This window comes from Kribbella sp. NPDC003505 (assembly GCF_040610875.1).
GTDB lineage: Bacteria > Actinomycetota > Actinomycetes > Propionibacteriales > Kribbellaceae > Kribbella.
The window spans coordinates 138,107-160,100 of the sequence record NZ_JBEXNA010000016.1 but is presented as its reverse complement, the minus strand read 5'-3'; the positions used below and the strand labels follow the sequence as shown (position 1 = coordinate 160,100).

Below are 21,994 nucleotides of genomic sequence, written 5' to 3'. Positions count from 1 at the left end.
CACCCAGAAGTTCCATGGCACCGACTCTAGACGGCGCCACCGACAGTTTCCGAGCCGGAATCCCCTTATTTTGTGGGCTTTTCGTGGGCCCACACCCAGCAAACACCCCGGCCCACACACACCAACACCTGCGCACAACTCTGGTCGGAGCTCGCACGGACGCCGTCGAACGGACGCGCGCGCCCGACCACCCGCTACTCGCAGCAGTCACCAACGAAGCCGGCGATGCGGCGCCCTGCAGTGCGAGATTTGCTGTTCCTGTGGTAGCTGCTTCGGCCCAGAACAGCAACCTCTTCCCTGGGCCGCCTGGCCGCGGCCGCAGCAAGTGCTGCGCGACTGGTTGTCCGGGGTTCAGGTGGTAAGTCTCTGGCTCGGCTGGATCGGTTACCGTTGACGAGTGACGAGTGACGAGGTGTATCGGCTGCTGGGGTTCGCCGACGTGGATCGGGATGCGGCTGAGGCGTTCTCGCCGGATCAGGTGGCGGTGAAGGAGCTCGCGGACCAGATCCGGGGGGCGATCGGGAAGCTCGGCAGCGAACCGGAGTTCCGGATGCCCGAGGACCCGCGGAACTCGATCCAGGCGTTCCTCGATACCGTCCCGGACATTCGCCGGTACCACGCCGAGCGCGGCATCCCGGACGACATCAGCTGGGCGACGCTCGCCGACCTCGGGCAGCAGATCAAGGTGAACCGGCGGACCCACGGCGACTACGGCCTGGAGACGCACTGGTGGATGACGATCCACTGGACCGGTCAGATCTACGCGCTCGGCCGGCTGCAGTACCTGCTGCACCAGGTCCCCGCCGACAAGCCGGTCCCCGGCACCGAGCCCGGCGAGTGGATCATCGGCGTGCACATCCCCGAGACCGGTCCGCTCACGCCCGAGCTCGTCGACGACAGTCTCCAGCAGGCGCGCGAGTTCTTCCCGCGCTACTTCCCGGAGTACCCGGTACGGACCGCGAACTTGTGGTCCTGGCTGATCGATCCGTACCTGCTGGACCATCTCCCGCAGGACTCGAACACGGTGAAGTTCGGCCGCCGCTTCACGCCGTACGGCACCCCGAACGACAGCCAGGACAGCGCGATCTTCTTCACCTTCCGCACCCACGGCACCGACCACCTGGACGACCTCCCCCAGGACACCCGCCTGCAGCGCCTCGTCGTCGAACGCATCAAGAACGGCGGCACCTGGCAGAGCGGCTACGGCTACCTCCGCCTATGACGGCTGGCGCGGCCCTCGCGGTACGCCGTATTTCGTCAGCCAGGTCGCCAGCTCCATGTTGGAGACGCAGCGTACGTCGGGTTGCTTGCACGTCTCCATGACGAAGGTGGTCAGCGCGTCGGAGTACACACTGTTGTTCCAGCGGTTGAAGTGGTTGCCGAGGAACAGGGGCGGGTTGCCGCTGGCGCGTGACTTCGCCAGCGCCTGCCGGTACGTCGCGAGCACCTGCGCCTTCAACGCCGGCGCCTGGGCGAGCGGGGCCTTGCGTGCCTGGGTCTGTGCGAACCACAGGTTGTAGTCCATCGTCAGGGTCTTCTTGCTGGTGCCGGCCAGCGTGACGGACTCCAGCGGGAAGTTCCACAGCCCGTTCGCCTTCTTCGGCCAGGCGATGTACCCGGGCGCGGACGCGTCGTACAGCATGCCGCGCTGCGCCATCGCGAGCCGGTACGCGGGCCGGTCGCCCTCCAGGCACGGTGTCCGCATACCCTTCACCGTGGCCGGGTCGAACGGCGGCGCGACGGTCTTACCGGCTGCCAGTGAGGGCCCGGTCCGCACCATCCGGTCGAACGCGCCCAGCTCCGCGGTCCACTGTGCGGTGGTCCAGCGGCCGATGCCGTTCGTGCCGCAGAAGTGCCCGTTCGCGTGGGTGCCGATCTCGTGGCCCTCGGCGATCGCCTCGCGCAGCACCTTGGTCCGCCCGAGGATGCCGGCCGTGTCACCCCACCCGATGTCCGAGGCGCCCGGCTTCTTGTACGGCGGCGTGTAGTCGCTCCGCCGGTCGCCGGGGTACAGGTACGGACCGGAGAGGAAGAACGTCATCCGCGCGTCGACCTGCTTCGCGACGGCGCGCCAGCGCGACCAGAGCATCAGATCGCCCGCGCCGTCGAACGAGACGACGACGAACAGCGGCGGCTTGCCGTCCGGGAGCCGGCCCGGGAAGGAACGCGTCACCGGCGCGGCGGCGAGCAGGTTCCCGGCCGGAGGCGGCGTCGACTGCGTGGCCGCCGGCGTCGACGGCTTCGGCGACGGGGAGGAGGACGGCGACGGGGACGGTCTGCTGGGCCCGGGGGTGGGCTTGTGCGACGGCTTGGAAGTCGGCTTGAGCGTGGGCTTCTCTGAGGTCGGCGCACCGGGAGCGGGAGCGCCTTCCAGCGGTACGTCGGCACATCCGGCCAGGACCGCCGCGACGACCACCGCAGCGGCCGCGAGGTTCGCCCCAGGCCTCACCACGGCTCTACTGACGCACGAGAGCCTTCAGAGGTTGGAGTTGGACACGCGGCCGCGGGGAAACCGGGGCCGGGATCGTTAAGCGGCCGTGATCTTCGCCGCGCGGCGCCGGACCGCGATCCGGCGGGAGGTCTCGATGACCAGACCGATCACCCCGGCCAGGCTCAGGCTGAACACGAGCCCCTTCAGCTGGTCGTGCGCGAACGCGTCACCACCGAGATACCCGAGCAGGGCGACGTAGGTGTACGCGACCGTCACGCCCGCGAACGTGAAGACGATGAACTTCTTGAACGAGTACCGCGTCGCGCCCGCCGTCAGCGTCGCGACCATCCGGGCGCCGGGGATGTAGCGCACCGTCATCAGGATCAGGCCGCCGCGCGAGTGCAGCGCGGCCGAGACCTTCTCGTAGAGCTGCTGGCGGCGCTGCTGGCGTTTCATCCACCGGTGCAGCGCCGGGCCGGAGCCGCGGCCCAGGAAGTAGCAGACTGATTCGCCGATCACGGATCCGGCCATCGCGACCGTGATCACGAGCAGCAGGTTCTGGTGACCGGCGGCCGCGGCCATGCCGGCCGTGATCACCATGCCTTCGCTGGGGACCACCGGGAACACCGCGTCGATCGCCGCAGCGGCGAACAGGATGAGCAGCAGCCAATGCGAGGCCATAGCGATCCCGAGCAGGTGCCGGGCGACCTCCATGAACTCTGTCACCCCGGCAGTGTGCCATCCATCGGCAAAAGTGCCGCAATCCCATCGGTGTGATTCAGCTGCGCTTCATCCGATGTTCAGGCTGCGCCACTCACTGCGGTCAGAGCAGCACAGGGAGCTCGCTGATTGCGTTCATCAGCAGACTCGGGTGCCGCGGCGGATCCTGCGCGGGGACGGCGAGCCGCAGCCGCGGGAACCGCTCGAACAGCATGCCGAGCGCGATCCGGCCCTCCAACCGAGCCAGCGGGGCGCCGAGACAGTGGTGGATGCCGTGCCCGAACGCGAGGTGCGCGGTGTCCGCCCGGGTGATGTCGAGCTCGTCCGGCCGCTCCACCTTGCGGACGTCGCGGTTGGCCGGGAGGAGCGCGAACACGATCACCTCGCCGGCCTCGATCCGGGTCCCCGCGATGTCGATCGGGGCCTGGGCGATGTACGGGATCGCGGCCTGCAGCGGGCCGTCGTACCGCAGCAGTTCCTCGACCGCCGCGGGCAGCCGCTCCGGCTCGGCCGCGAGCAGCTCGAGCTGGTCGGGGTGCCGGAGCAGAGCGTGCACTCCGTTCGTGATCAGGCTGACCGTCGTCTCGTGGCCGGCGGCGAGCAGCAGGAACACCATCGAGGTCAGCTCGTCCTCGCTGAGCTTGTCGCCGCCGTCGCGGACCGCGATCAGGCCGGACAGCAGGTCGCCGGTCGGCGCCTGCTGCTTCTGGACGATCAGCTCGTGGACGAATCCGAGCATGGACGTGATCGCGTCGACGTACTCCTCCGCGGTGTACACGGCAGCGTTCACGAACACCGACGACCAGCGGCGGAAGTCGTCGCGCCGGACCGCGGGGATGCCGATCAGCTCGCAGATCACGGTGATCGGCAGCGGGTAGCTGTACGCGTTCACCAGGTCGACCGGGCCGGTCGCGGCGGCCATCTCGTCGAGCAGGCCGGCGGCGATCTCGCGGATCCGCGGCTCGAGCGCCTCGATCCGGCGCCGGGTGAAAGCGGCGGTGACGAGTTTGCGCAGCCGGGTGTGGTCGGGCGGGTTGGCGCCGAGCATGTGCTGCTCGGTGCGCGCGATCAGGTCGTCCATGACGGTGTCGCGGTGCGGGCCGTCCATCGGCGAGCGCACCACGTCCGGATGCGCGAGCAGTTCGCGGGTCTCGGCGTACCCCGTGACGAGCTGGACCGGTACGCCGGTGAACAGCGTCATGCGCTGCACGGGTCCCGTGGCCGCCAGGTCCTCGAAGCCCCAGTGCCGGGCGATTCCGCTGGTTTCCGTGAACGGCTGCCGCATGCGGCCAGCCTACGTTCGGCCGAGGTCCTCGGTCAGTTCGGTGCGGGAGTGGATGCCGAGCTTCGCGTAGACCTTGCGCAGCTGGTACTCGACGGTCTTCGGGCTCAGGAACAACCGGGCCGCCGCCTCCCGGATGCTGTTCCCGTCCACGAGCCGTACGGCGATCTGCCGCTCCTGCGGCGTCAACTCGTCGGCCGTGCTCGGCACACGACGCCGCGCGGTCTCCCCCGTCGCCCTGAGCTCAGCCGCTGCCCCGTCGGCCCACTTCAGCGCACCGAGTGCGTCGAAACCCTCCACTGCGAGTCGCAGCTGGTTCGAGTGTCCACACGCCGCCGTACCCGCGGCAGAAACGCGCCGTACGCCAGCCAGCCGGCCGAGCTCGCCGAGCGGACGAGCACTACACGCGGGAGTGGCTGAAGGCCCAGGCGGCCGGCGAGTTCGTCGAGTACGACGCCAGTACCGGACGCTTCACGTTGCCGCCGGAGCAGACCGTGGCGCTGACCGATCCGACGAGCCCGGCGTACCTGCCCGGCTTCTTCCAGATCGCGCTCGGCACCGTGCAACACACCACGGAGACGATCGAGGCGGCTCGCAGCGGCGCCGGCGTGGGCTGGCACGAGCACACCTCCGACGTATACGTCGGGTGCGAGCGGTTCTTCCGGCCGTCGTACAACGCGAACCTGCTGCCCAGTTGGCTGCCCGCGCTCGACGGCGTGGTGGACAAGCTGCAGCGCGGCGCGAAGGTGGCCGACATCGGTTGCGGGCACGGCGCGTCCACGATCCTGATGGCCGAGGCGTTCCCGCGGTCCACGTTCGCCGGCTCGGACTACCACCAGGACGCCGGCCTCGCTGTCGCAGCCGGTGGGGTCTCGCACTCGGTACCCAGGCCGGCCCGGCCCGGATCCAGGACGTCACCAAGGCGGCCGGTTTCAGCCGGTTCCGCACCGTCGCGCAGACGCCGTTCAACCTGGTGTTCGAGGTCCGCCCTTGACAGAACAGTTCACCAGTTGGTGAAGTATCGCGTGTGCTGAGTAGGACCTTCGGAGCGCTTGCGGACCCGACCCGGCTGGCCGTGGTCGGCCGCCTGAGCCGGGGCGACGCCACGATGGGCGAGCTCGCCGAGCCGCACCGGCTCACCGCGCCGGCGATGACCAAGCACGTGGGGGTGCTGGTCGACGCCGGCCTCGTGAGCCGGCGGCGGGTCGGCCGGACCGTGGTGTGCTCGCTGCGGCCCGAGGCGTTCGCGGAGGTGGGGCAGTGGCTCGGCGACCTCACGACGTACTGGAACAGCACCGTTGACCGGCTGGAAGAGCTTCTGCGAGGGGACGGCGATGGACACTGAGATCCGGATCGAAAGAGTGCTTCCGGCAACGATCGGCAGGGTGTACGACGCCTGGACGCGGGCCGAGGTGCTGGTCCGGTGGTACTGCCCGAACCCCAAGCTCGAGCTGAAGGTCGACGCCGACGTCCGGGCCGGCGGCTCGTACGTCGTGGAGATGGGTCCGCACGTGGTGCGGGGCACGTACCTCGAGGTGGATCCGCCGCACCGGCTGGTCTTCAGCTGGAAGTGGGACGGCACCGACGACGAGCCGACCCGGGTCGAGGTCGAGCTCACCGAGGTCGCCGACGGCACCCGGATGGTGCTCAGCCACACCGGCTTCGCGACGGCCGAGGACGCCGCGAACCACCGGATGGGCTGGGACCCGCAGGTGGAGCGCCTGGCCGCCGTCCTCGGCGTTCGGGTCTGACAAGAGTCGAGCCCCGGGCGGCAACCCGGGGCTCATGCGGATGGATGGACAGTTTGGCGGTTACTCAGCTGCCGGACTTGCGCCGGAACTGGCGCTTCTGCTTGTCGTTGTGCGCTTCGCCGACGCCCTGGCCCCGGACCCCGCTACCAGGGTGCGAATGGTTGCCCGCGTTCTTCTTCTCGAGCGCTTCCCGAAACTTCTTCTGCAGATCGTCCGCCGGCTCGCTGGACTTGTCGCTCATACCGTCTCCTTCAAACCGTAGGCGTACGCACCCACGCTAACCGAGGGTGAGCGTGGGTGCGAGTGGAATACCAGTTCGCGGAAATCCTCCAGGGCGCCCCCGGCGGCGCTGTTAGGTTCGTGAGGACGCCGAGGGAGGGACACGGAATGCTGGTCAGTAGTGAGGCACTGCTCGGGATCGCCCTGGTCGAGCTGGGCCTGGTGATCGTGCCGGGACCGAACATGATCTACCTGATCTCGCGCTCGATCGCGCAGGGCCGCCGCGCCGGGCTGATCTCGCTGGCCGGCGTCGGGCTCGGCTTCCTGACGTACTTGCTGGCGGCAAGCGCCGGCCTCGCCACACTGTTCGCGCTGGTTCCCGAGATCTACGTGGCGCTCAAGCTGGCCGGCGCGGCGTACCTGCTGTGGCTCGCCTGGCAGGCCTTCCGCCCGGGCGGTACGTCGGTGTTCGCGACCCAGGAGCTCGAGCCGGACCGCCCGCGCAAGCTGTTCGGCATGGGATTGCTCACCTGCCTGCTGAACCCGAAGATCGCGATCCTCTACATTTCGCTGCTGCCCCAGTTCCTCGACCCGTCCCGCGGGCACCTCGGCCTGCAGAGCCTGATCCTCGGCCTCGGCCAGCTCACCGTCGGCGTGGTGATGAACGCCGTCTTCGTGATCACGGCCGGATCGGTCGCCGTCTTCCTGTCCCGCCGCCCGACCTGGATGCGTATCCACCGCTACCTGACCGGGACCGCCCTCGCGGTCTTCGCGATCCGGCTGGCCACCGATCGCGCCCGCCCGCTGCCGACACACTGAAGCTGTCCGGCCCACGCCCCTGCAGCCTTGGTCTAAATCGTGTGCGGGGCTCCGGGAGCTCCCGGATACTTCTGGGCGTGATGCACGAGGGACAACTGGATGTGACGGTCGAGCTGGTCGAAGGGCTCGTCAAGGAGCAGTTCCCGGACTGGAGCGGCCTCGCGGTGCGCGCCGTTCCTTCGCACGGGACGGTCAACGCGGTGTTCCGGATCGGTGACGGCCTGGCGGCGCGCTTGCCCATCCAGCCCGGTGACGCGGCAGACCTCCGGCGGGAGCTCGAAGGCGAGGCCGAGGCCGCGCGGCGACTGCACGCGATGTCGCCGTACCCGACGCCGGAGCCGGTCGCGATCGGCGAACCCACCGCCGGGTATCCGCTGCCCTGGGCCGTGCAGACCTGGGTCGACGGCACGATCGCGTACGACGCCGACGTCGCCGGGTCGTCCGCCTTCGCCGAGGATCTCGCGCGGTTCGTGCTCGCGCTGCGGGCGCAGCCGACCGAGGGACGGGTGTTCACGGGGCCGGGGCGCGGAGGGGTGCTGACGTCACAGGACGAATGGGTCGCGGACTGCCTGGAGCGCAGTCGCGGGATGATCGACGTGGACGCGCTCACCAAGCTGTGGGCCGACCTGCGGACGACGCCGCGCACCGAACCGGACGCCTGGACGCACCGCGACCTGATGCCGGGCAACCTGCTCGCCGCGAACGGCCGGCTGGCCGGCGTCATCGACGTCGGCATGTTCACGGTCTCGGATCCGGCGATGGATCTGCAGCCCGCGTGGAACCTCTTCGATCCCACCGCCCGCGCGGCGTTCCGCACGGCACTCGGCAGCGACGACGACGAGTGGCGCCGTGGCATGGGCTGGTCGTTCGCCCAGGCCATCGGCTGCCTCTGGTACTACGTCGACACCAACCCCGTCATGTCCCGCACCGCCCACCACACCCTGACCGCCCTACTCGAGGCGGCCTAGCGCGAGAGCACTCTCGACAGGACGTACGTCTGTACGTATATCCGCCCGCACGCCTGAGCCGACGCCGACTCACCGCCGAATCGAGGAACACGTCCTGTCGAGAGCGTCACGACGTCGCGCCGGTATAGCGCCGCAGGCCTGCTTGCCAGGTCAGGAATGCCAGCGCGCCGGTGCCGGCTGCCGCGGCGACGCCGGCGAGGATTGTCGGGAGTTGGGCGTCGTGGAGCAGTGCGGTCGAGGGAACGCTCGCGATCAGCGCCATCGGGAAGACGTAGGTGAGGAGGACGCGGAGCGGGCGGGCGAAGACGTCGGTCGGGTAGCGGCCCAGTTGCCAGGCCGAATGGTAGAAGACGTCCAGCTGCAGCTTCGGCGCCCAGAACGCCAAGCACGCCAGCAACACGCTCAACGCCCACGTCACCACGACCCCGGCCATCACTAGCACCAGCCAAGCAGCCACGCCACCCGCACTGGGCGGCCGATCCGCGACTCCGATCCCCCAACCCAGCACAGCGACCCCGAGCACCACCTGAATCAGCTGCAGCGGCGACGACTGCGACAAGCTGGACAGGAACAGGCTCGACGCCGGCTGCAACAGATAGCCGTCCAGCTTCCCGTTGCGGATGCCGGACTCGGGGAACCATGACAGGTTCGGATCGATGAACGTCGTCCGCAGACCGGTGATCAGCTGATACGTCCCGATCAGCACCAGGAACTCCGCCTTCGACCAGCCCGCCAGCGTGTCGGCCCGGGTGAACACGATCAGCACGGCCGCGATCGCCGTACCCAGGCCGGTGAACGCGAGTAGCACGTCGAAGCCGAGGTTGACGCGGAACGCCAGGCTTCGGCGCAGCGACATCGAGAAGCCTGCCGCCAGCAGACGAAGGGGCTTCACGAGCCCACCGCCGTGTACCGCCGGACGCCGGCCCGCCACAGGACCGCGACCACGCCGACGAGGAGGACCACCCACGCCAGCTGGTAGACCAGCGATCCACCAGCTCGGGTCCCGGCGGCGATCTCTGCCGGCAGACCGATCATCCCGTAGAACGGCAGCACCTCCGCGACCCGGCGCAACCCGTCCGGCAGCAGCGCGATCGGCGCCGCCGTACCCCCGAACAAGAACACCAACTGGCTGCCGAACCCGACCACGGCATGCACCCGATCCGTCCAGAACGCGGTCAGCGACAACAGGAATGTCCAGAGGAAGACGAGGACCGCGGCGAGCACGAGGTACGGCGCACTCCGCAGCACGGCCGACCAGTCGAAGCCGATCTGTAGGGCGATCCCGGTGAGCAGCACGATCGGTGCGCCGAGCACCGTCAGCCAGGCGCGGATCGCCAGGTTCGTCCCGATCACGCCGACCACCACCGGCTGCGGCCGGAGCAACTCGTGGCTGAGCGTGCCGTTGTAGATCCGCTCGGAAAACGTGTGCTGCTCGAACGACTCGGTCATCAGCGTCACCAGGATCACCGCGGTGTAGTACCGCCCGATCGCCGGATCGTCCGGAGAGACCGCCGACCACACGAACAACCCGATCAGCGGCGCGACGACCGCCTGCACGACGAGCGTCAGCAAAAACCACCACGCGCCGGACCACTCCAGCACCTCTTGGCGGAGCCGGAACCCCAGCAGTACGGCGGTTCTCATCGCAGCCCTTCCCGGTACGCCTGGTCGATGACCTTCTCCAGCGGCGGCTCCTCCACCGCGAGATCCACCACCTCCAGCGCCTGCAGCAACCGCGCAGTCGTGCCCGCGACCTCGTCCCGCGGCACCCGCAGGACCCACTGACCTTCGGCCTTCTCGACCACCTCCGCGAACGCCGACGGATCCTCCGCCGCGGAGATCCGGATCAGCTTGTACGGCGACAGGCGCGCCGAGAGTTCCGCCAGCGGGCCGTCGTACTGGACCTGCCCGTGGTCGATCAGGATCAGCCGCGGACACAGCGACGCGACGTCGGCCATGTAGTGGCTGGTCAGCAGCACGGTCGCTCCGGTCTGCTCGACGTAGTCGCGCACGAACTCGCGGATCAGGCTCGCGGCGCTGACGTCGAGGCCGATCGTCGGCTCGTCGAGGAACAGCACCTCGGGGCGGTAGATCAGCGCCGTCGCGAGCCCGACGCGCATCCGCTCGCCGAGACTGAGCGCGCGGAGTTGGCGCTCCAGCAGGGGCTCCAGGTCGAGCAAAGCTTCGAGTTCGGCGAGGGTACGGCGGAACGTCGCGCGCGGCACGTCGTACAGCAAACGCTGGTACTCCAGGGAGTCCATCACGGTCAGCTCCTGCGAGCCGCCGACCGGCTGACTGCCGCGAACGAACGCGATCCGCTTCAGGAAGGCGGCGCGGCGCTGCCACGGGACATGATCGAGGACCCGGACCTCGCCGCCGGTCGGGTAGAGGATCCCGGACAGGATCTTCATCGTCGTGGTCTTGCCGGCGCCGTTCGGCCCGATGAACCCGGTGACCTCCCCCGGGGCAATCGTGAACGACACCTGATCGAGGGCCTGGACGGTCTTGTACTCGCGGCGCACCAGCGATCCGAGGGCCGCGCGGAGCCCGCCTTTGCGCACCGGGGCCTGGTAGGACATCGAGAGGTTCTCCACCTCGACTGCACTCATGGGCCCGACCGTAGGAAGCAAAGACGACAGCTGATGGCTTGTTTTCCTGAGATAGTCGAAGGATGCGCGCCGAGCGGCTCCTCCGACTGCTGCTGCACCTGCAGACACGCGGCCGGTCGACGGTGGCGCAACTGGCCGCCGCGCTCGAGGTGTCACCACGGACGGTCCAGCGCGACCTGGACGCGCTCAGCCTCGCCGGGGTGCCGGTGTACTCGATCCGCGGCCGGGGCGGCGGGTGGACGGTGCTCCCGGACTACCGCAGCCGGCTGACCGGGCTGACGCCGTCGGAGGTCATGTCGGTGTTCGTCGGCGCGACCGCCCACGTCCTCGCCGACCTCGGCCTCGACGCCTCCAGCGAACTCGCCGTGACCAAGCTGATCTCGTCCCTGCCCGACGGCACCCGGCGCGAGGCCGAGTACGCCCGCCAACGTCTCCTCATCGACCACGCCGGCTGGGACGACCGCCGCGAAACCCCCCGCTGGCTGGACCTCTGCCGCCAAGCCGTCTGGGAAGAACGCCACCTGAAGATCACGTACGGCGAACCATCCCCGCCGCCCGCCGACACCACAGCGACAGGCAGTGCGACAGCGCCCGGCGACACCGCGGCGGCAGACAACGGCGCATCGTCGGACGACGGCACTGCCGGGGTGCTCGATGCCGGGGGCCGGCGGCGTGGGCCGTTCGTCGTGGCGCCGCTCGGGCTGGTGGCGAAGGCGCGTACTTGGTACCTGGTCGCCGCCCGCACCGACGGCCGGCTGCGCACCTACCGCCTGTCGCGCCTGACCTCGGCCGAGCTCACCGACGACACCTTCACGCGGCCGGCCGATTTCGACCTGGCGACGTACTGGGCCCGGGCGCAGCGCGAGTTCCAGGCCTCACGCCCGTCGTACCCGATTGTCCTGAAGGTCCGCGACCACGCCGTCCGCCGCTTCCGCACCCTCCAACCGATGCACCCCGCCGAGAACAACTGGTGGATCATCCACACCGACCTCGAAAACCCCCACGAGGCCTGCGCCGCCGTCCTCGCGCAAGCCGGCGCCGCCCAGGTCGTCGCACCCTCGGAACTCATCACGATGGTCCGAGAGGCCGCCCGCCTAGTGGCCGACTCCCACTAGGGCATGTCTGATAATCCAGCGCCGTCGCGAGGAGATGCCGTGCCGAGTGCCCCGCAGTAGGCGCTGGATTATCAGACATGCCCTAGCCCTGCGCGGTGGCGATCATGAAGTTGTACGAGGCGAGGCGCACCACGAACGACCGCACACCCCAAGGCCGCTGCTCGATCGGCCCCGCCTCCCGATGCGCCGCGTGAACCTTCTCGATCGCTTCGACCGGCACTTCGACGTAAAACTGCACGCCCGCTCCGCGAAGGTCCCGGGCCGCAACAGGCAGGAACTGCTCCGAGTCCACACCGAGCATGATCTGACCACCGTGCAGCTCCACCACCGCGAGCGGGTCGCCGGACTCCCTCGGCGTCGCGTACGCAAGGGTCCAGCCGTTGGCGACGAACTCGTCCGCGGCTGAGTACGGGTCGGACGTCGCGAGGATCGGCGTGAGCATCAGGCACTCGGCTTCGTGAGGATCTCCGGCCCGTCAGGCGTGATGGCGATGGTGTGTTCGGTGTGGGCGGTGCGGCAGCCGGTGACGCTGCGGAGGGTCCAGCCGTCCTCGTCGGTGACCAGGTCGGCGGTGTCCTGCATGACCCAGGGCTCCAGGGCGAGCAGCAGGCCGGGGCGGAGTTTGTAGCCGCGGCCGGGGCGACCCGTGTTCGAGACGTGCGGGTCCTGGTGCATCGTCGACCCGATGCCGTGACCGCCGAAGTCGGTGTTGATCGGATAGCCGGCCTTGCTCAGCACGTCCCCGATCGCCCGCGAGATGTCGCCGATCCGGGCGTCGGGCACGGCGGCGGCGATCCCCGCGGCGAGGGCGCGCTCGGTCGCGTCGATCATCGCCAGATCCGCCGGCGCCTTGGCCTCGCCCACCACGAAGCTGATCGCCGCGTCCGCCGCCACGCCGCCCAGCAGCACGGCGAGGTCGAGCGTCAGCAGGTCACCGTCGGCGAGCCGGTAGTCGGACGGTTTCCCGTGCAGCACGGCGTCGTTGACCGCCGTACAGATGTAGTGACCGAACGGCCCGCGCCCGAACGACGCCTCGTAGTCGACGTAGCAGGACTGCGCGCCGGCGTCCGCGATCAGGCCCTTCGTCCACTGGTCGATGTCCAGCAGGTTGGTCCCGACGGCGGTCCGGCTCTTCAACGTCTGCAGGATGCCGCCGACCAGCGCGCCGGTCTCCTTGGCCTGCGCCAACTGCCGGCTGTCCAAGATCTCGATCATGCAATAACTATACCGGCCAAACTATCCCGGTACTATCATCGGACCATGGTCAGGCTGCCGCTCACCCCCGCAGAAGTCGAGCGCGGCGAACGCCTCGGCGCGCTGCTCCGCCGCGCCCGCGGCACCCGCTCGATGCTCCAGACCGCCCTCGACGCCGGCGTCTCTCCCGAAACCCTCCGCAAGATCGAGTCCGGCCGGGTCGCCACCCCAGCCTTCCCCACCATCGCCGCGATCGCCGACGTCCTCGGCCTGTCCCTCGACACCCTCTGGTCCGAGGTCAACCAGCCCGAGCAGAACCGCCTCGTCTCCTAGACGTTGAAGCGGAACTCCACCACGTCGCCGTCCTGCATGACGTAGTCCTTGCCTTCCATGCGGACCTTGCCGGCGGAGCGGGCGGCGGTCATCGAGCCGGCGTCCATGAGGTCGTCGTAGGAGACGATCTCGGCCTTGATGAAGCCGCGCTGGAAGTCGGTGTGGATGACACCGGCGGCCTCGGGGGCGGTGGCGCCGCGCTTGATCGTCCAGGCGCGGGACTCCTTCGGGCCCGCGGTCAGGTAGGTCTGCAGGCCGAGGGTGTCGAACCCGACCCGGGCGAGGACGTCGAGACCGGGCTCGTCGATACCCATCTCGGACAGCATCTCGCGGGCCTCGTCCTCGTCGCCGAGCTCGACCAGCTCGGCCTCGAACTTGGCGTCCAGGAAGATCGCCTCGGCGGGCGCGACCAGCTCCCGCATCTTCTGCTTGAGGTCCTCGTCGGCCAGCTCGTCGGCGTCGCAGTTGAACACGTACAGGTACGGCTTGGCGGTCATCAGCATCAGCTCGCGGATCGCGTCCCGGTCCACGTCGGTGGCGATGATCGGCGTCCCGGCCTCGAGGTGCTTCTGCGCCTCCCGGACCGCCTCCAGGACGACGGCGCTCTCCTTCTTCAGCCGGGCTTCCTTCTCCAGCCGCGGGATCGCCTTCTCGACGGTCTGCAAATCGGCGAGGATCAGCTCGGTCTGGATGGTGGAGATGTCGTCGGCCGGCGAGACCTTGCCGTCGACGTGCGTGACGTCGTCGTCGCGGAACACCCGGGTCACCTGGCAGATCGCGTCGGACTCGCGGATGTGGCTGAGGAACTTGTTGCCCAGCCCTTCACCCTCCGACGCGCCGCGGACGATGCCGGCGATGTCGACGAACTGCACGGTGGCGGGAATCACCTTCTGCGAACTGAACAGCTCGGCGAGCTTGGCCAGCCGCGGGTCCGGGACGCCGACCACGCCGACGTTGGGCTCGATGGTCGCGAACGGGTAGTTCGCGGCGAGCACGTCGTTCTTGGTCAGCGCGTTGAACAGGGTGGACTTGCCCGCGTTCGGGAGCCCGACGATTCCGATGGTGAGTGCCACGGGCGTCAAGGTTACGCGGGGGAACCCCAACTACCCCAATCCGGCTAGATGAGGAAGGCCTCCAGCGAGGCGCCGTACCAGCGGTGCGTGCGGCCGATCGGGCGCATGCCGAGCCGGTTGCAGACCGCCAGCGAGGCGACGTTGTCCGGGCGGACGACCGCGTAGATCTGGCCGATCCCGGCCGTGAACCCGTGCTCGATCGCGCCCCGCGCGGACTCGGTCGCCAGCCCGCGGCCCCACGCGTCCGGGTGCAGGTGCCAGCCGACCTCGACCTCGCCGCGGCCCGCGGTCCCGTCCGACGGCTCGGGCAGCGGCGCCAGCAGGACGGTCCCCGCGATCGTCCCGGTGGCCCGCTCCTCCACCGCCCAGACGCCGTACGGCGCCTCGCGGCTGCGCTCGTTCCACCGCTGGATGGCCTTCGACGCGGCCCCGCGGTCGCTCATCACCCGCGGCTCGGCGCCCAGCCACCGGGACACCTCCCAGCGCCGGTAGATGTCGAACACGCGGTCGCCGTCGGCCTCCGACCAGTCGCGCACCAGCACCCGGTCCGTCTCGAACACCACCATCCCCGCCACCTCCCAAGCCTGTTCATATTCGGCCCAACCAGGCGATCGCAAGCAACGTCTCCAGTCTGTGACCACATGGACCGACCGGATCGGACTGCCCTCACGCTTCGTGTTCGGATGCCTGCAGTTCCTGCGCTTCGGGTGGCTGGAGCTGGTGTCGTGCCTGTTCCCGGCGTTCCTGTTCGCCGGGCTGGCGATCTCGAAGTACGTCGACCTGCCGATCGCCCGGTACGACGCCCTGCTGATCTACTGCCTCGGCCTGACGCTTCTGTTCTGGCTGGTGCGGCTGGAGACGTGGCGCGAGGTGGCGGTGATCTTCGGCTTCCACCTGGTCGGGCTCGGGCTGGAGCTGTTCAAGGTCCGGGTCGGCTCCTGGCAGTACCCGGGTGACGCGGTGACGAAGTTCGCGGGGGTGCCGCTGTTCGCCGGGTTCATGTACGGCGCGGTCGGCAGCTACATCTGCCAGGCGTGGCGGCGCTTCGACCTGCGGGTCAGCAACTACCGCCCGGTGCTGACCACGATCGGCGCGGTGCTGATCTACGCGAACTTCTTCACCCATCACTGGATCCCCGACCTGCGGATCCCGATCACGCTCGCGCTGCTCGTCGTGCTGCGTCGTACCTGGGTCTTCTTCACCGTCGGCGTCCGCCGGTACCGGATGCCGCTGGCGTTGTCGTTCGCGCTGATCGGGTTCTTCCTGTGGATCGCGGAGAACTTCGGCACGTTCCTCGACGCGTGGAACTATCCGGACCAGGTGAGTGTGTGGCGGCTCGTGCATCCGGCGAAGTTCGGCGCGTGGTCGTTGCTGGTCAGCATGAGCTTCGTGCTGGTCGCCAGCGTGAAGTCACTGGAGGGCCGGCTGTACCACCGCGGCGGCGCCGCGACAGTCGAGATCTCACCGCAACACAGCAGCGCCAACCAGCCTGAAGAGTAAGGCGTCTTCCCTTGTGTGAGGGCGCCTGAGGGGGCGCAGCTGGGGAAGATCCGCCTGATCTGCAAGGGGAAAGTCATGTCCCGGAAGTTCGCAGCATTCGTCGCGACCGGAGTGGCGCTGGTCGTCGTCGCCGGTTCGTTGCTGGTCCTGGCACTCGGGCACGAAGACCAACCTCGACCGGCCGCAGCCACCACGCAGACCACGACGACCCCGGTCCCGACACCGACCGAGACGCCGACACTGAACGCCCCGCCGTCGAAGCCACGCAAGCCGGCGCCGGACCCGACCGCAGCGCTTGCCACCGGCAACAAGAAGGTCTTGTTCCTGAGTTTCGACGACGGGCCGGATCCGGTCTGGACCCCGAAGGTCCTGCAGGTCCTGGCCAAGCACGGGGCACACGCGACGTTCTTCGAGCTCGGCTCGATGCAGACCGCGCACCCTGGGCTGCGCGAGCAGGTGCTTGCTGCCGGCAACACGATCGGCAGCCACTCGATCACGCATGCCCAGCTGACCGCGGTCTCGCCCGCGAGGCGGCACCACGAGATCTTCGACGGGCCGGATTCGACCTGCTTCCGCCCGCCGTACGGCGCCTCGAACCCGAAGGTCCGCGCCGACATCTTGGCGGCCGGCATGGTCCAGGTGCTGTGGGACGTCGATCCGCGCGACTGGGCCCGGCCGGGGACGAACGCGATCGTGCACAACATCCTCACCCACGCGCACAACCACAACATCATCCTGATGCACGACGGCGGCGGCAACCGCGCGCAGACCGTCGCCGCCCTGGACCAGGTCCTCCCGCTGCTCAAGGCGCAGGGCTACTCGTTCCCCGCGATGAACTGCTGACCGCCAGGCGCTCTCGGGTGCACCATGGGCCATGGATGCTTCCCGGGAGTTGCTCGGCCTGATCGGCGGGTACCAGGTGTCGCAGGCAATCTCGGTCGCCGCCCGGCTGGGGATCAGCGACGTGCTCGCCACCAGCCCGCAGACCTTGTCCGAGCTCGCGCAGTCGACCGGCACCGACGTACCGTCGCTGGCCCGGCTCATGCGCGCGCTGACCGCGCTCGGCCTCTACACGGACGACGGCGGCACGTTCGCGAACACCGAGCTCGGCGCGGCACTGCGGGTCGACGCGCCACGCTCGGTCGCCGGATGGGCGCGGTTCATCGGGACGGGCTCCTACTGGCAGACGCAAGCCGCCCTGGAGCAGAGCGTTCGCTCCGGGGAGACGGCATTCTCGATCGTGCACGGCGAGCCGGTGTGGGAGTACCGCGCCAGGCATCCCGAGGAACAGGACGCGTTCGACGCGGCGATGACGTCGATGGCGGACGCGGTGACCGACGCGGTCGTCGCGGCGTACGACTTCGGCCGCTACGGCACCGTGGTGGACGTCGGCGGTGGGCACGGCCGGTTGCTGCTCGGGATCCTCGAGCGCTACCCGGCGGTCAAGGGCGTGCTCTTCGACCAGCCCGAGGTCGTGGCGGGGGCCTCGACCGACCGGTTCCAGGTGACCGGCGGCGACTTCTTCGACAGCGTTCCGGCCGGGGACGCGTTGGTGCTGAAGTCGGTGATCCACGACTGGGCGGACACCGAGTCGATCGCGATCCTGCGCAACTGCCGGGACGCGCTGCCCGCCGAGGGCCGGGTGCTGCTCGTCGAGCAGTTGCTGGACCGCTCGCCGGATCCGGTGCGGACGGCGTTCTCCGACCTGAACATGCTGATCATGACCGGCGGCCGCGAGCGTACGACGGACGAGTACGCCGCGCTGCTCGCGGCCGCCGGCCTGGAACTAATCGGTACCGTCGCCACCGCGAGCACGACGTTCGTGATCGAGGCCGCCGCTCGCTGATCCGGAACCGAACCGGACTCCTTCCGGCACTTTCCCGGAACTCCGGGCGCGATCTGCCGAAAACTGTCGGCGGCGTTCGGCACTATCTGTGACATGACGGGTACGACGGTGTTGCTGATCCTGCTCTTCCTCGTGGTGGGGCTGCTGCTCGGTGCTGTGTTCGGCGTGCTGTGGGTGCGCGGGCGGGACGGCGCCGCGCTGGCGCGGATCACCGCCGAGCGTGACGCGGCCGAGGACCGGGTCGTCGAGCTGACCCAGGAGCGGACCAGCGTCGGGCAGCAGATGGGCGGGCAGGCCGTCGTCAAGGAAGCCCTCGATCGCCTGCACGCGCAGCTGAACCAGCTCGAGCAGGGCCGCGCGGCGTGGCAGAGCCAGCTGCATCAGCAGGTGAACGAGGTGCGGATGAGCGGCGAGGCGCTGCGCCGCGAGACGGCGTCGCTGTCGACCGCGCTGCGCAAGCCGCAGGTGCGCGGCCGGTGGGGCGAGCTGCACCTGCGCCGGACCGTCGAGCTCGCCGGGATGGTTGCGCACTGCGACTTCACCGAGCAGACGACGACGTTCGGCGAGGACGGCGTGCTGCGGCCGGACCTCGTCGTGAGACTTGCCGAGGGCAAGAACCTGGTCGTCGACTCGAAGGTGCCGCTGGCGGCGTTCCTGGACGCGAGCGAGTCCGACGACGCGGCGTATCGCGAGGACCGGCTGCGGGCGCACGCCCGGCACCTGCGCACGCACGTGGACCAGCTGGCCTCGAAGGCGTACTGGACCCGGCTGTCGCCGTCGCCGGAGTTCGTCATCCTGTTCGTGCCGGGCGAGTCGTTCCTGTCCGCGGCGCTCGACATCGAGCCGACCCTGCTCGAGTATGCCGCCGAGCGCCGGGTGATCCTCGCGACGCCGACGACGCTGATCGCCACCCTGCGCGCGGCGGCGTACGCGTGGAACCAGTCGGCGCTGACCGAGTCCGCCCAGCAGGTCTTCGAGCTCGGCCGCGAGCTGTACGAGCGGCTCGGCACGATGGGCGACCATCTCGGGCGGGTCGGGCGCTCGCTGACATCCGCGGTCGAGGCCTACAACGGGACGGTCGGCTCGTTCGAGCGCCGGGTGTTCATCACCGCGCGGAAACTCCGCGACCTGCACGTCACCGAGGCCGAGCTGACCGCGATGGAGTCGATCGAGGCGTCCGTGCGTCCGCTCACCGCGCCCGAGTTCGTGGCGCTCGACGACTCGCCGACGACCAGGAGGTGGCCGCCGACGCAGGCCGGCTGAGAGGTTCCGGACGGCGATCGTCCGGAACGTGGATTACCGTGCACGCCATGGACGACGCATCCCTGACCGAGGCCCGCACCGCACCACTGACCGAGCCGCAGACCGAGCCGCTCACGGAACCGCCTGTCGCCGGGAGCGAGACGGACACGTTGCTCGGGGCGCTCGAGCGCAACCGCCGGACGTTCGCGTGGAAGTGCGGGGGGCTGGACGCTGCCGGTCTGAAGAAACAGCACCCGCCGTCGACGGTGACGCTCGGCGGGCTGCTCAAGCACCTGGCGCTGGTCGAGGACGACTACTTCACCCGCCGGCTGCTCGGCAAGGAGCTCGGGGCGCCGTGGGACACGGTCGACTGGGACGCGGACCCGGACTGGGAGTGGGGCAGCGCGGCCGACGACTCCCCCGAGGAACTGATGGCGCTCTGGGAGGCAGCCGTCGCCCGCTCCCGCGCCGCGGTCGCCGAGGTTCTCGCCGTCGGCGGTGTGGACCAGCTCGCGAACTGGAAGGGCCGCGGCGGTGCATCACCGAGCCTGCGCTACATCCTCGTCGACCTGATCGAGGAGTACGCCCGCCACACCGGCCACGCCGACCTGATCCGCGAATCAATCGACGGCCTCACCGGCGAGGGAATCCCGCAGTCTTGAGCGGATCTGCAGGCCATCCCAAGCGCTCCCACTCGGCGCATCTGAGCGCGGCACCCCGCCTACCCGGCGATTGTGATGGCCCGGCGATCCGCGCCCACCCTGTCGGAAAGCCGACAGTAGCGAGCTGTTGACAGTCGGTGGTCTCCTCACGGAACGATGAGAGCGCTCTCTCAGGCGACGTGAGGAGAAACGAGATGCGCTTCAGAAGCAGAGTGCTGGGTGTCGTCGCGGCCGCAGTGGCTGTGGCCGGGGCGCTTTCGGCGGTCCCGGACCGGCCGGCCGACGCGGCTGTGCCGGCGACGATCCCGCTGACGATCACGAACAACTCGGGTCGTGGCGACCCGGTCTACATCTACAACCTGGGCACGAACCTGGCCACCGGCCAGCAGGGCTGGGCCGACGCGTCCGGCGCCTTCCACGCGTGGCCGGCCGGCGGCGACCCGCCGACCCCGGCGCCGGACGCCTCGATCCAGGGCCCGGCCAACGGCCAGTCGACAACGATCCAGATGCCGAAGTTCTCCGGCCGCGTCTACTTCTCCTACGGCCAGAAACTCGTCTTCAAACTCACCACGGGCGGCCTGGTCCAGCCCGCCGTACAGAACCCGAGCGACCCGAACCGGAACATCCTGTTCCACTGGTCGGAGTACACGCTCAACGACGGCGGCCTGTGGATCAACAGTACGCAGGTCGACATGGTCTCCGCCCCGTACGCCGTCAGCGTGCAGGGCGCCGACGGGACCACGAAGACCACCGGCCACCTCAAGCCCGGCGGCTACAACGCCGTCTACACCACGCTCCGCAACAGCGCGGGCGGCTGGGGTGGCCTGCTCCAGACGGCGCCCGACGGCTCGGTCCTCCGCGCGCTCTCCCCGCTGTACGGCGTCGAGACCGGGGCGCTGCCGGCGAGCACGATGGACGACTACATCAATCGCGTGTGGTCGAAGTACAGCTCGGAGACGCTGACGGTCACGCCGTTCGGCGACCAGCCCGACACCAAGTACTTCGGTCGCGTGTCCGGCGGCGTCATGAACTTCACGAACAGCTCCGGCGCCGTCGTCACGTCGTTCCAGAAGCCCGACTCGGCCAGCGTGTTCGGCTGCTTCAAGTTGCTCGACGCACCGAACGACCAGGTCCGCGGCCCGATCTCCCGCACTCTCTGCGCGGGCTACAACCGCTCCACCCTGCTGACGAACCCGAACCAGCCGGATCCGAACGACGCGAACTTCTACCAGGACGCGGTCACCAACCAGTACTCGAAGATCATCCACGCCCAGATGGCCGACGGCCACGCGTACGGGTTCGCCTTCGACGACGTCGGCAACCACGAGGCGCTGGTCCACGACGGGAACCCGCAACAGGCCGGACTGATCCTCGATCCGTTCAGCTGAAGGCTTGACTCCTTCCTTGGTTAGTGGCAACTTACCGTTCGTGGGAACTTACGGATCACTCGAAGCCGCCGGACCGGTGCTGGACGCGCTCGGCGACCCGACGCGCCGGGTGATCCTCGAGACGCTGCGCACCGGCGGGCCGTGCTCGGTCGGCGTACTGGCCGAGCGCGTGCCCGTCAGCCGGCCCGCGATCTCGCAGCACCTGAAGGTGCTCGGCGCGGTCGGTCTGGTGCAGCACGAGTCGCGCGGGACCCGGAACATCTACAGGGTTCACCAGGCGGGTCTCGACGAGCTGCGCAGCTGGCTCGACCGGTTCTGGGGCGACGCATTGCAGGCGTACGCCGAGCATGTGCAGCGGACGGTCAAGCGGACCGAGGAGGAACGGGAATGACTGTGGAACAAGACATCTCACCACTGGTGAAGACCGTCGTCGTGCCGGTCGGGGTGGACCGGGCGTTCGAGGCGTTCACCGCGGAGACGTCGGCGTGGTGGCCGCTGTTCAGCCACTCCGTCGGCGCGGCGGCGGCGAACGAGGTCCGGCTGGAAGGCGCCGTCGGCGGGCGCATCGTCGAATACGGCGCCGACGGCGAGATCGCGACCTGGGGCACGCTGTCGCACTGGGAGCCGCCGGCCTCGCTGACCTTCAGCTGGCATCCCGGCCAGGATCCGTCGGAAGCCGGGCAGGTCACCGTGACATTCGAGGCGACCGACGAGGGCACCCAGGTCCAGCTCGTTCACTCGGGCTGGGAGCGCCGTGGCGACGGCGGCCGGGCACGACTCAGCTACGACACCGGCTGGGACTACGTACTGGGCAAGTACGTCGAACACGCACGCTAGCTAGA

At 69.4% G+C, this 21,994-nt stretch carries 28 protein-coding genes; 16 read left to right on the top strand and 12 right to left on the bottom strand.

Annotated features, from left to right (window positions below; all coding sequences use genetic code 11):
- Positions 1-397 precede the first annotated feature (397 nt).
- Positions 398-1,222, top strand: a complete 825-nt coding sequence (locus ABZX12_RS39085) for an acyltransferase domain-containing protein (protein WP_355700515.1) — start codon at positions 398-400, stop codon at positions 1,220-1,222.
- On the opposite strand, the gene ABZX12_RS39080 is transcribed toward ABZX12_RS39085, so the two are convergent.
- The 4 genes from ABZX12_RS39080 to ABZX12_RS39065 all read right to left on the bottom strand — a co-directional run bounded on the left by ABZX12_RS39080 (position 1,217) and on the right by ABZX12_RS39065 (position 4,733).
- Positions 1,217-2,452, bottom strand: coding sequence for a hypothetical protein (locus ABZX12_RS39080; RefSeq protein ID WP_355700514.1), 1,236 nt, complete (start codon positions 2,450-2,452; stop codon positions 1,217-1,219). The genes ABZX12_RS39085 and ABZX12_RS39080 overlap by 6 nt on opposite strands.
- A 75-nt stretch (positions 2,453-2,527) precedes the next feature.
- Positions 2,528-3,157 carry a DedA family protein gene (locus ABZX12_RS39075; RefSeq protein WP_355700513.1) on the bottom strand — a complete coding sequence of 210 codons (630 nt, stop codon included), beginning with the start codon at positions 3,155-3,157 and terminating at the stop codon, positions 2,528-2,530.
- A gap of 97 nt (positions 3,158-3,254) precedes the next feature.
- Complete coding sequence (locus ABZX12_RS39070) at positions 3,255-4,436, bottom strand: cytochrome P450 (RefSeq protein WP_355700512.1); 1,182 nt, start codon at positions 4,434-4,436, stop codon at positions 3,255-3,257.
- Between the two features lie 9 nt (positions 4,437-4,445).
- Positions 4,446-4,733 (bottom strand): helix-turn-helix transcriptional regulator, encoded by a 288-nt coding sequence (locus ABZX12_RS39065; protein ID WP_355700511.1) that lies wholly within the window; start codon positions 4,731-4,733, stop codon positions 4,446-4,448.
- Between ABZX12_RS39065 and ABZX12_RS39060 the strand changes: the two genes are divergently transcribed.
- From ABZX12_RS39060 to ABZX12_RS39050, 3 genes are read left to right on the top strand one after another with little or no spacing between them, the layout of a single operon-like run.
- Positions 4,715-5,467 carry a class I SAM-dependent methyltransferase gene (locus ABZX12_RS39060; protein WP_355700510.1) on the top strand — a complete coding sequence of 251 codons (753 nt, stop codon included), beginning with the start codon at positions 4,715-4,717 and terminating at the stop codon, positions 5,465-5,467. The genes ABZX12_RS39065 and ABZX12_RS39060 overlap by 19 nt on opposite strands.
- On the top strand, positions 5,461-5,778 hold the full coding sequence (locus ABZX12_RS39055) for a metalloregulator ArsR/SmtB family transcription factor (RefSeq protein ID WP_355700509.1): 318 nt from the start codon (positions 5,461-5,463) through the stop codon (positions 5,776-5,778). The genes ABZX12_RS39060 and ABZX12_RS39055 overlap by 7 nt, the downstream gene beginning before the upstream one ends.
- Positions 5,768-6,184: an SRPBCC domain-containing protein gene (locus ABZX12_RS39050; protein WP_355700508.1), complete on the top strand. Its 417-nt coding sequence runs from the start codon at positions 5,768-5,770 to the stop codon at positions 6,182-6,184. The genes ABZX12_RS39055 and ABZX12_RS39050 overlap by 11 nt, the downstream gene beginning before the upstream one ends.
- Before the next feature lie 64 nt (positions 6,185-6,248).
- Here ABZX12_RS39050 and ABZX12_RS39045 read toward each other — a convergent pair whose 3' ends face one another.
- Positions 6,249-6,425 carry a DUF5302 domain-containing protein gene (locus tag ABZX12_RS39045; RefSeq protein WP_355476862.1) on the bottom strand — a complete coding sequence of 59 codons (177 nt, stop codon included), beginning with the start codon at positions 6,423-6,425 and terminating at the stop codon, positions 6,249-6,251.
- A gap of 146 nt (positions 6,426-6,571) precedes the next feature.
- Between ABZX12_RS39045 and ABZX12_RS39040 the strand changes: the two genes are divergently transcribed.
- Together ABZX12_RS39040 and ABZX12_RS39035 are read left to right on the top strand one after the other, a co-directional pair.
- Positions 6,572-7,222, top strand: coding sequence for a LysE family translocator (locus ABZX12_RS39040; RefSeq protein WP_355700507.1), 651 nt, complete (start codon positions 6,572-6,574; stop codon positions 7,220-7,222).
- 80 nt (positions 7,223-7,302) lie between these two features.
- Positions 7,303-8,190 (top strand): aminoglycoside phosphotransferase family protein, encoded by an 888-nt coding sequence (locus ABZX12_RS39035; RefSeq protein ID WP_355700518.1) that lies wholly within the window; start codon positions 7,303-7,305, stop codon positions 8,188-8,190.
- A 106-nt stretch (positions 8,191-8,296) separates the two neighbouring features.
- On the opposite strand, the gene ABZX12_RS39030 is transcribed toward ABZX12_RS39035, so the two are convergent.
- Genes ABZX12_RS39030 through ABZX12_RS39020 form a run of 3 tightly spaced genes read right to left on the bottom strand, consistent with a single transcriptional unit; the run spans position 8,297 to position 10,799 of the window.
- Positions 8,297-9,082 carry an ABC-2 family transporter protein gene (locus tag ABZX12_RS39030; RefSeq protein WP_355700506.1) on the bottom strand — a complete coding sequence of 262 codons (786 nt, stop codon included), beginning with the start codon at positions 9,080-9,082 and terminating at the stop codon, positions 8,297-8,299.
- Complete coding sequence (locus ABZX12_RS39025) at positions 9,079-9,834, bottom strand: ABC-2 family transporter protein (RefSeq protein ID WP_355700505.1); 756 nt, start codon at positions 9,832-9,834, stop codon at positions 9,079-9,081. Before ABZX12_RS39025 ends, ABZX12_RS39030 begins: the two co-directional genes overlap by 4 nt.
- The gene (locus ABZX12_RS39020; RefSeq protein ID WP_355700504.1) at positions 9,831-10,799 is read right to left on the bottom strand and encodes an ATP-binding cassette domain-containing protein; all 969 of its coding nucleotides are present in this window, start codon (positions 10,797-10,799) and stop codon (positions 9,831-9,833) included. The genes ABZX12_RS39025 and ABZX12_RS39020 overlap by 4 nt, the downstream gene beginning before the upstream one ends.
- 62 nt (positions 10,800-10,861) lie before the next feature.
- Here ABZX12_RS39020 and ABZX12_RS39015 point away from each other — a divergent pair, with 62 nt between their 5' ends.
- A complete protein-coding gene (locus tag ABZX12_RS39015) occupies positions 10,862-11,914 on the top strand; it encodes a WYL domain-containing protein (protein ID WP_355700503.1) in 1,053 nt (350 codons plus the stop codon).
- Positions 11,915-11,996: 82 nt separating this feature from the next.
- On the opposite strand, the gene ABZX12_RS39010 is transcribed toward ABZX12_RS39015, so the two are convergent.
- Complete coding sequence (locus ABZX12_RS39010) at positions 11,997-12,356, bottom strand: hypothetical protein (protein ID WP_355700502.1); 360 nt, start codon at positions 12,354-12,356, stop codon at positions 11,997-11,999.
- Positions 12,356-13,129: a type I methionyl aminopeptidase gene (map, locus tag ABZX12_RS39005; protein ID WP_355700501.1), complete on the bottom strand. Its 774-nt coding sequence runs from the start codon at positions 13,127-13,129 to the stop codon at positions 12,356-12,358. Before map ends, ABZX12_RS39010 begins: the two co-directional genes overlap by 1 nt.
- A 45-nt stretch (positions 13,130-13,174) precedes the next feature.
- Between map and ABZX12_RS39000 the strand changes: the two genes are divergently transcribed.
- On the top strand, positions 13,175-13,441 hold the full coding sequence (locus ABZX12_RS39000) for a helix-turn-helix transcriptional regulator (protein ID WP_355700500.1): 267 nt from the start codon (positions 13,175-13,177) through the stop codon (positions 13,439-13,441).
- Here ABZX12_RS39000 and ychF read toward each other — a convergent pair.
- Together ychF and ABZX12_RS38990 are read right to left on the bottom strand one after the other, a co-directional pair.
- Positions 13,438-14,514: a redox-regulated ATPase YchF gene (ychF, locus tag ABZX12_RS38995; protein ID WP_355700499.1), complete on the bottom strand. Its 1,077-nt coding sequence runs from the start codon at positions 14,512-14,514 to the stop codon at positions 13,438-13,440. The genes ABZX12_RS39000 and ychF overlap by 4 nt on opposite strands.
- A gap of 44 nt (positions 14,515-14,558) precedes the next feature.
- Entirely contained in the window at positions 14,559-15,080 is a 522-nt protein-coding gene (locus ABZX12_RS38990) for a GNAT family N-acetyltransferase (RefSeq protein ID WP_355700498.1), read from the bottom strand.
- A gap of 67 nt (positions 15,081-15,147) precedes the next feature.
- Here ABZX12_RS38990 and ABZX12_RS38985 point away from each other — a divergent pair, with 67 nt between their 5' ends.
- The 8 genes from ABZX12_RS38985 (at position 15,148) to ABZX12_RS38950 (ending at position 21,989) form a co-directional block, all read left to right on the top strand.
- Positions 15,148-16,014 (top strand): DUF817 domain-containing protein, encoded by an 867-nt coding sequence (locus ABZX12_RS38985; RefSeq protein ID WP_355700497.1) that lies wholly within the window; start codon positions 15,148-15,150, stop codon positions 16,012-16,014.
- A gap of 75 nt (positions 16,015-16,089) precedes the next feature.
- Positions 16,090-16,857: a polysaccharide deacetylase family protein gene (locus ABZX12_RS38980; RefSeq protein ID WP_355700496.1), complete on the top strand. Its 768-nt coding sequence runs from the start codon at positions 16,090-16,092 to the stop codon at positions 16,855-16,857.
- A gap of 31 nt (positions 16,858-16,888) precedes the next feature.
- The gene (locus tag ABZX12_RS38975; RefSeq protein ID WP_355700495.1) at positions 16,889-17,860 is read left to right on the top strand and encodes a methyltransferase; all 972 of its coding nucleotides are present in this window, start codon (positions 16,889-16,891) and stop codon (positions 17,858-17,860) included.
- Between the two features lie 93 nt (positions 17,861-17,953).
- Positions 17,954-19,123, top strand: a complete 1,170-nt coding sequence (locus ABZX12_RS38970) for a DNA recombination protein RmuC (RefSeq protein WP_355700494.1) — start codon at positions 17,954-17,956, stop codon at positions 19,121-19,123.
- Positions 19,124-19,170: 47 nt separating this feature from the next.
- The gene (locus ABZX12_RS38965) at positions 19,171-19,764 is read left to right on the top strand and encodes a DinB family protein (protein WP_355700493.1); all 594 of its coding nucleotides are present in this window, start codon (positions 19,171-19,173) and stop codon (positions 19,762-19,764) included.
- A gap of 194 nt (positions 19,765-19,958) precedes the next feature.
- A complete protein-coding gene (locus ABZX12_RS38960; protein WP_355700492.1) occupies positions 19,959-21,152 on the top strand; it encodes a glycoside hydrolase family 64 protein in 1,194 nt (397 codons plus the stop codon).
- A gap of 40 nt (positions 21,153-21,192) precedes the next feature.
- Positions 21,193-21,543, top strand: coding sequence for a metalloregulator ArsR/SmtB family transcription factor (locus tag ABZX12_RS38955; RefSeq protein WP_355700491.1), 351 nt, complete (start codon positions 21,193-21,195; stop codon positions 21,541-21,543).
- Entirely contained in the window at positions 21,540-21,989 is a 450-nt protein-coding gene (locus ABZX12_RS38950; protein ID WP_355700490.1) for an SRPBCC domain-containing protein, read from the top strand. Before ABZX12_RS38955 ends, ABZX12_RS38950 begins: the two co-directional genes overlap by 4 nt.
- Positions 21,990-21,994: the final 5 nt, after the last annotated feature.

Excerpts from the sequence above, each read along its gene's own strand:
- ABZX12_RS39045 (WP_355476862.1), bottom strand. The coding sequence starts at position 6,425 with ATGAGCGACAAGTCCAGCGAGCCGGCGGACGATCTGCAGAAGAAGTTT.
- map (WP_355700501.1), bottom strand. The coding sequence starts at position 13,129 with ATGATCGAGATCTTGGACAGCCGGCAGTTGGCGCAGGCCAAGGAGACC.
- ABZX12_RS38980 (WP_355700496.1), top strand. The coding sequence starts at position 16,090 with ATGTCCCGGAAGTTCGCAGCATTCGTCGCGACCGGAGTGGCGCTGGTC.
- ABZX12_RS39035 (WP_355700518.1), top strand. The coding sequence starts at position 7,303 with ATGCACGAGGGACAACTGGATGTGACGGTCGAGCTGGTCGAAGGGCTC.
- ABZX12_RS38950 (WP_355700490.1), top strand. The coding sequence starts at position 21,540 with ATGACTGTGGAACAAGACATCTCACCACTGGTGAAGACCGTCGTCGTG.
- ABZX12_RS38965 (WP_355700493.1), top strand. The coding sequence starts at position 19,171 with ATGGACGACGCATCCCTGACCGAGGCCCGCACCGCACCACTGACCGAG.
- ABZX12_RS39000 (WP_355700500.1), top strand. The coding sequence starts at position 13,175 with ATGGTCAGGCTGCCGCTCACCCCCGCAGAAGTCGAGCGCGGCGAACGC.
- ABZX12_RS39015 (WP_355700503.1), top strand. The coding sequence starts at position 10,862 with ATGCGCGCCGAGCGGCTCCTCCGACTGCTGCTGCACCTGCAGACACGC.
- ABZX12_RS39070 (WP_355700512.1), bottom strand. The coding sequence starts at position 4,436 with ATGCGGCAGCCGTTCACGGAAACCAGCGGAATCGCCCGGCACTGGGGC.
- ABZX12_RS39050 (WP_355700508.1), top strand. The coding sequence starts at position 5,768 with ATGGACACTGAGATCCGGATCGAAAGAGTGCTTCCGGCAACGATCGGC.
- ABZX12_RS38960 (WP_355700492.1), top strand. The coding sequence starts at position 19,959 with ATGCGCTTCAGAAGCAGAGTGCTGGGTGTCGTCGCGGCCGCAGTGGCT.
- ABZX12_RS39040 (WP_355700507.1), top strand. The coding sequence starts at position 6,572 with ATGCTGGTCAGTAGTGAGGCACTGCTCGGGATCGCCCTGGTCGAGCTG.
- ABZX12_RS38970 (WP_355700494.1), top strand. The coding sequence starts at position 17,954 with ATGACGGGTACGACGGTGTTGCTGATCCTGCTCTTCCTCGTGGTGGGG.
- ABZX12_RS39025 (WP_355700505.1), bottom strand. The coding sequence starts at position 9,834 with ATGAGAACCGCCGTACTGCTGGGGTTCCGGCTCCGCCAAGAGGTGCTG.
- ABZX12_RS39010 (WP_355700502.1), bottom strand. The coding sequence starts at position 12,356 with ATGCTCACGCCGATCCTCGCGACGTCCGACCCGTACTCAGCCGCGGAC.
- ABZX12_RS39020 (WP_355700504.1), bottom strand. The coding sequence starts at position 10,799 with ATGAGTGCAGTCGAGGTGGAGAACCTCTCGATGTCCTACCAGGCCCCG.
- ABZX12_RS38975 (WP_355700495.1), top strand. The coding sequence starts at position 16,889 with ATGGATGCTTCCCGGGAGTTGCTCGGCCTGATCGGCGGGTACCAGGTG.
- ABZX12_RS38990 (WP_355700498.1), bottom strand. The coding sequence starts at position 15,080 with ATGGTGGTGTTCGAGACGGACCGGGTGCTGGTGCGCGACTGGTCGGAG.